7 protein-coding genes are annotated in these 7,083 nt (G+C 27.9%); 5 read left to right on the top strand and 2 right to left on the bottom strand.

From position 1 onward, the window contains the following. The first annotated feature begins 757 nt into the window (after nt 1-757). The 5 genes from GOQ27_RS13020 to GOQ27_RS13000 all read left to right on the top strand — a co-directional run bounded on the left by GOQ27_RS13020 (nt 758) and on the right by GOQ27_RS13000 (nt 5,348). Nucleotides 758-1,258 (top strand): helix-turn-helix domain-containing protein, encoded by a 501-nt coding sequence (locus GOQ27_RS13020; protein WP_203367313.1) that lies wholly within the window; start codon nt 758-760, stop codon nt 1,256-1,258. A 73-nt stretch (nt 1,259-1,331) separates the two neighbouring features. After that, complete coding sequence (locus GOQ27_RS13015; protein ID WP_203367312.1) at nt 1,332-2,312, top strand: DUF5677 domain-containing protein; 981 nt, start codon at nt 1,332-1,334, stop codon at nt 2,310-2,312. A gap of 520 nt (nt 2,313-2,832) precedes the next feature. Then, nucleotides 2,833-3,426, top strand: a complete 594-nt coding sequence (locus tag GOQ27_RS17535; protein ID WP_203367311.1) for a type II toxin-antitoxin system PemK/MazF family toxin — start codon at nt 2,833-2,835, stop codon at nt 3,424-3,426. Nucleotides 3,427-3,535: 109 nt separating this feature from the next. Further along, a complete protein-coding gene (locus GOQ27_RS13005; RefSeq protein ID WP_203367310.1) occupies nt 3,536-3,751 on the top strand; it encodes a hypothetical protein in 216 nt (71 codons plus the stop codon). A gap of 1,024 nt (nt 3,752-4,775) precedes the next feature. Continuing rightward, nucleotides 4,776-5,348, top strand: coding sequence for a tyrosine-type recombinase/integrase (locus GOQ27_RS13000; protein WP_203367309.1), 573 nt, complete (start codon nt 4,776-4,778; stop codon nt 5,346-5,348). 34 nt (nt 5,349-5,382) lie between these two features. Here GOQ27_RS13000 and GOQ27_RS12995 read toward each other — a convergent pair whose 3' ends face one another. Both GOQ27_RS12995 and GOQ27_RS12990 read right to left on the bottom strand, forming a co-directional pair. Then, the gene (locus GOQ27_RS12995; protein ID WP_203367308.1) at nt 5,383-5,991 is read right to left on the bottom strand and encodes a VanZ family protein; all 609 of its coding nucleotides are present in this window, start codon (nt 5,989-5,991) and stop codon (nt 5,383-5,385) included. A gap of 83 nt (nt 5,992-6,074) precedes the next feature. Beyond that, entirely contained in the window at nt 6,075-6,515 is a 441-nt protein-coding gene (locus GOQ27_RS12990) for a hypothetical protein (RefSeq protein ID WP_203367307.1), read from the bottom strand. Nucleotides 6,516-7,083 lie beyond the last annotated feature (568 nt).

Below are 7,083 nucleotides of genomic sequence, written 5' to 3'. Positions count from 1 at the left end.
TATTATTTCTCCTATATAAAAAAATAATAGGTGTGGACGAGCCAATGCAAAAAGTCGTTTCGGGAAGGGATATATTTCGCTTATATAACCTTTGTCGTCAGTGGGGAGGGAGAACGCCATACCCACTATAAAAAATCTTCGGTTCGGGGGAACAACACCGGTTGAGAACTGGAAGTCATCAGAGCGGGGACGGTGATTCGCAAAGACTTCTACTAGGGCATGAAAAAACCTAGCTGTAAGCGAGTACTAAGAAACCTCAGTTAGTCCTAAACGGGCATATCTAAGTACACAGGTATCGCAAGTAAAATCTTGTATTTTACCTTGCAACAGGATACCTGTGTCCAAATTTCCTAGTTGAACCTGCCGAGCATATCCTCTGTGTCCCTTGGTTTCAAGTCTTTTTTCGAAAAAAATATTAAATATTTGAATATGTGAAGATAAAGAATACAAAAACATTTAAGACCAAAGGGAAACCTTGGGATAGGGAACGTAACGTAGTGAAGTGAGTCTTTCCAAGGTGAGCCGCGGTAGCACAGGAAGGGGTGAAGCGACCAGCGGGAGCGAGGGGAAACGCGTTGGAAGTTTCCCCTGGATCATTCCTAAAGTTAAATACCTTACCTTAGCTTTTATTATTTACATTGCCTTGTTTTAGCTGGTTTTAAAAGTATGTTATTATATAAATAAGAGCTCTTACGTAATACGTAATTCAGACGTAAGAGCTTACGTCTGAATTACGTATATTAAGGGGTGTTAGATAATGGATAGAGTACAGTATTCTATTAAGGAAGTATCTGAACGGTTAGATATTTCCTATAGAACTTTACATTATTATGAAAAGAAGTTTAACCTTCAGATCAATAGAGATAAATCAGGAAATAGAATTTATACGGATGAGAATATTGATGTATTAGAGAAGATATTGGACTTTAAATCTAAGGGCATGTCATTAGATGGAATTAAAACTTTATTTATAGAAAAAGGCATTTTAGAAGATGAAAAAAGTGACCTTGTAGTATTAGATGAAGTTTCACTTGATATTAAAGAAAATCTTATTAATGAAATTAGGTTAGCAGTTTCTAAGGAACTTAAAGGAACTAATGAAGCTTTAGAGAAGGTACTTGAAGATAATAAGAGCTTACGTGATGAGTTACGTAGTATTAAAAGACAGAATGAAGATCACTACAGTAAAATAGATAAGAGATTAACTGAATGGAGAAACAACAGTGAAAAACCGTGGTGGAAAAAATTATTTAAATGATATACAAGTATGTTGAATATCTAATGGACTGAGCTGAATTTTAGATGTTTTATAAAAGAAAAGAGGAATTAGTTTGGAAGATAAACTAGTAAATAATTTGATTGAAAATCTGATTAAAATAAAAGAAAATCAATTAAACTCTAATAAAATAACTGAAGAAAAATGTTTAAAAGATTTAGAAGATCTTGATGTTGAAAATATATTTAAGGATTATATAGATGAAATTTTAAAAGATACTTTTAAAATTTATAAAAATAACATGTATCAAATTGCAATGGAACAGAGAATTGAAACAGATGAATTTATAGCTAGAAATGAACAAAAATGGGGAAAAGGCTTTGTAGCTTCTGAAACACTCTACGTTATGGTTATAGAAGCTGCTGAATTATATGGTGATTATTTAAGTAAATTAAATAATCCTGAAGATGAGAAATTAAAAGCGGATAAACAATATACCTATTTAACTTTAAAATATATACACGGAAGAGTATGTCAACAGTATTTAGAAGTATTACATTTAATAAAAGCTGGATTTGCAGATGGAGCATATGCTAGATGGAGATCAATTTATGAATTATCTATAATAGCTAATTTTATTAAAAAATATGGAGAAAAAGTAGCTAAAGCATTTTTTGAATCTCAGAATACTGAAGATAGATATAATTGGGCAAAGTCAGCAGATTGTTTTTCTAATACCTCCAAAAAGTATATAAACTTTAATGATATACAAAATAAGTGTGAATTTATTAATAACCAGTGGAGAGAACAATATAAAATAGCTAATCAAGTAATACATGGTTCATCTCAAGGAACATTTAATCGATTAGGTATGAAGAATGATTCTGATATAATAGCAGCAGGACATTCAGATTATGGAATTGCTTTACCTGCTATGCAAGCAGCTATATCTTTAAATATTATAACTAGTCAATTTTTATCTATTTTTAGCTATTCACAAGTAATGATACATATAAAAACTATAAATAAGTGGGTTGATTTAATAAGAAAATATTATACAGATATAGAAAAAAATATCTTTCAAGATAATATTTAAGTTTTACATACTATAGCTTTTATAAACTAAACTATATATCAAAAAATAGATATATATGGTAAAATTTAAATTATAATATGAATGAAGATCATTGATAATTTAATATAGTTGACGTACTACATTTGTATCCTTCGCAGATGTTTCTTGATTGGTTATCAGGAGTATAAGGGTAAAAGCCGTAGAAGGTGTCTTGAAAGTACGAAGTAAGCAGTTTATATTTTAAAACTGTAATATAAGGTTACTGATACACGCCAGAAATCAGAAATCGTTTAGAAGTCTTTGCCAGGACCATAGATTGTTAAAACCAAACAATTGATAATTGAAGAAGCAAAGTATACTTGCCAGGATCTAATTATATATTAGGGAGCTGTACTTCTAATAAGGTGACAACTCAAGCCTGAACGTTGTGTAAAAAAAGACATATTTAAACATTGGACTTGAATTTAATATTTTATTTAAGTAAAGAACAAAATTAGAGTGAAATTAATCTGTAAGCATGAAAAGACAAGGGGAAATTTGTATGAGTGTTAAAAGAGGAGATATATATTATGCCGATTTAGGATATAGTTTTGGTTCTACTATTAGAGGGAAAAGACCAGTAATAGTACTACAGAATGATATTGCAAACAAGTATGCACCTACAGTTATAGTTGCACCTATAAGTTCAAATTTTAATAATCCTAAAATACCAACACAGGTTAAAATTGAAGCAAATCAATCAGGATTAAAAGTAGACAGCGTAATATTATTAGAACAGGTAAGAGTTATAGATAAACATAAACAGCTACTTGATCAAAAAATTAGTAGTGTTGATGAATCATTTATGGTAGAAGTTATGGATGCATTGAAAATTGCAGTAGCAGGAGATAAATTTGAACTAAGTAATGATAAAACGTTAAATAAAAAAACTCTTAAAAGTAAGGATATAAAATACGATAATTCTGAAAAAATGTATAAAAGTTTTTACAATTTACTGGAAAATCATACGGAATCAATAAGAAATTTAGAAGGTAAGTTTGATGGTTCAAATTCAATTAAAAGTAAAATAAAAGATTGGATTTTTGGAGGGATAATAGGTGCATTATTTAGTGTAATATTAACATTATTTTTATAATTGAATAAATCAGTAATAATAAATTATTAACAATACTTAATTTATAAAAATTCATATTGAGTAAAACTGGAAAAAGTATATCCTAAAATTAAAGTATAAGGAGATTTTTATGAAAACATTAGAAGATTTAAAAAAAATGAAAAATACACCTTGTCCACCTTTTTCAGATGCTTATACATTCCTTATTATGAAATTAGAAGATAATATAATTGGAAAATTAAATGGAGAAAAAAGGAATGAAGCTTTATTATCTGAATATGATGAAGCCTCAAAAACACAGATATTAATAGACTTAGAATATCAATTAGAAAAAAACAAGTTTTAAATTTAAATATGATAAATAGGAGTTTGTCAAAATTCATATTATGACAAACTCAGAAAAACTTACATACATATTGATATTACTAGGATAGAGTAGAATTTCTACTTTATCCTTTTTTATTTTTCTCTTTTGAGTTTGTCATAAATGATGATATAATATCAATATGACAAATTCATAAAAAAAGAATAAGAGACTAGGAAAGTTATTGTAAAAATAAAATAAGTTTGCCAAAAGGCAAACTTAACTTTTAAAGATTATTAATTTTTTAGTTCCTACTAAGGCTAGGACTCTCCAATTTTATAGATCCCTACTGAGGCTAGGGTGCTCCGATTTTTTAGTCCTTACTATGGCTAAGGTGCTCCAATTTTATAATATCCTACTAAGGCTAGGATGTTCCGAATTTAGATCTTTTATTCTTTCTTATTTATATTATATTACTTTATTTTCAGTTATTCAAGGGTGAGAAATTTGAATAAAAAAATCTATTAATATGACTGATTGATAGACTGAAAAGACAAAATTCAATAAATATAAATTAAAATATTTTTATGAAAGGAGACATTTATATAATATATTTTTGATGAAAAAGAGCTCCAAGATTTAATTAGTTTATTTGTAATGAATGATACATAATGAAGCTCAAAAATTATAAGAAAAATATTTTATTGAATGAAAAGTAAATGTAATTTAGTAAAGAAACTATTTAAAAAGAATATATCGCAAGAGATATTTGACTATATCTGTAGTATATCTCTGCTATATCTACACTATATCTAACTCTAAAAAAATGACACCTCTAGGAACTCAATAGGCACAGCCTATTTGCACACTTTCAAAAAAAGTGGCACCGAGTTCCCTTATGCTCTTTACTAAAATACCTGTATTTTTAAAATTTTATATTTTTATAGACATATTAATAAGAAATATATCTATAAAAATATGGAGACGGAATTAATAAAGAAATAGAAAAGATAGATAGATAAGTCTATATTAAATATTTTTTACTAAAGTTATAAGGAGGTCAATTATGAAATCTGTTGATCCAATTAGAGATATAAAAAAGGTTAATGCAATGAAAACTTATTTAAGAGGTAAGGATATTAGAGATTATACTATGTTTGTTTTAGGAATAAATATTGCTTTAAGAATTTCGGACCTACTTCAGCTTAAATGGGGAGATGTTTTAAAAGAAAATAAAAGGACTTTTAAGGATATTTGTATTATGGAGAGTAAGACCAGGAAGGAAAGGAAAATTAAGCTAAATATGACCTCTAAAAAGGCTCTAAGAGAACTTTTAGATAGCTTGGACATCTATGACATGGATACCTATATATTTAAGTCTAGAGAGGGAAATATGAAGCCTATATCTAGGCAACAAGCTCTTAATATTTTAAAGGGTGCTGCTAAGTCTGTAGAAGTAAAAGATAACGTAGGAACTCATACTTTAAGAAAGACTTGGGGCTATCATGCTTGGAAAAAAGGATTTAGTTCGGCTCTTATTATGGAGACTTTAAATCATAGCAATTTAAATGTAACTAAGAGATATTTAGGAATTCGCCAGGATGATATTAATCATCTTTATGATAGTTTAAATATATAGAAAAACTAGATAGATACTAACTGTTAGTATCTATCTAGTTTTTCTCAATAGAATACTTTGAAATATTATAGATGTATTCTAAAATAGAATCTAACTTTATATTGAATTTTTCAACGATCTTAATAAATATCATTGCAAATGCTTTAAAAATAAAGTAACCTATGATAACTCCAACGAAGTTTAAAATCACATCATTTATATCGATATATCTATAGGTATAACCTAAAATTAATGATATTATTAGCTGAGTTAACTCTATGATAACTCCAAAAAATATTCCATATGAAAGCAACTTTTTTTTCGAAATTTTAGTTATATATGATATTCCAAAACCAAAAGGTATAGATAAAATTATATTAAGTAATATTTGGTTATGCAATAGATATTCCATAGATTTAAAATTAAAAGGTATTAAATTTACACCATTTAAAAAAGTAGTTTCTCTACTCATTACTTCCCTCATAAAAGGATCTAATGGTATAGGAAATATTGTATACTTTAATACACCTATCAAGTAAATGAAAAAGATACTAAAAAATATAAGGTATACATTTGTAACTCTTTTTTTCTTTTTAATATAAATTAAAGATAAAAATAATATTACTAAGCTAATTGTCATCGTTAGTTTATCAAAATCTACCATATATTATCCTCCTATAATTGATAGAGTTGCATATATCTCTTAAGAGATATATGCAACTCTTAATTTAAAAATAGTAGTTGATTTTAATTATTTTTGAGAGTTCCACTTCCTTTTGTATTCCATCCATCATCTTCAACAGTATATATGACTAAGTAATATTTTCCTGCAGGTTGTTCTCCCCAAGAACCTGACACTGATCTAGAGCTATAAAGAGTAGAAGATGGTGTTCTAGATGTTGAACCTACACTTCTATCTATAGACCAATCTTTAGATTCTTTAACTGAAAAATATATTGTATAAGGTGAACTTACTGCTCCACCATCTTTTGAATATGCATATACATCTCCAGATAAAGACATGTCACCAGCAGTTAAGTCATAAAATTCTCCATTTGCATCACCATCTACTACTCGATAATTCATGGTAAAACTCCAATAGCCTGTACTAGAAGCAGCGTAAACAGGGGCAAACATAACAGCTAACATAAACACCATTAAACTAAGACTTAATAATTTTCTTTTCATAATATATCCTCCTTTTAAAATTAAATATATTTACGTGCGCACACTTACATAGTAACACTATCAACTCGATAAAAATGTCGAAACATGGCAAAAAACAGTATATATTATCTATTCTTACATAAATAGGAATTTAGTACTATATTTAATATTCCAATAATGCATAAATATTTGTTGAAATCTCAAAGTAATAAGGATACAATAGTATTAAGTTTAAAAATATTACATATAAGAAATAAAAAATTACATAAAAAAAAACCGACTTCTGTCGGTTTCGGAGCTTCAGTTCTTTTAATATGTTACCAGCATATTAAAAGTACTTCAGGTAACAACGATACCTAGAAGCAATAGGACAAGCCTACAACCAAAGCCTTATTTTTAAATATACCCCAATTATATCAAAGTTATAGGGGTAAGACAAGGTAAATACATAAAATTTGGTTATAGGAATTTTAAGGAATTTTAAGCCCTAGGTATCGTATACCTAGGGCATTTATAATGCCTTTTTGAATCTCTGAAAGGTGTTTTTAAGCTATTATTTCTCCTATATAAAAAAATAATAGGTGTGGAC

This window comes from Anaeromonas frigoriresistens (assembly GCF_016820655.1).
In the GTDB taxonomy this organism is placed as follows: domain Bacteria; phylum Bacillota; class Clostridia; order Tissierellales; family SIT17; genus Anaeromonas; species Anaeromonas frigoriresistens.
Note: the sequence above shows the minus strand (reverse complement) of the source record. Positions and strands in the feature narration are given on the sequence as shown.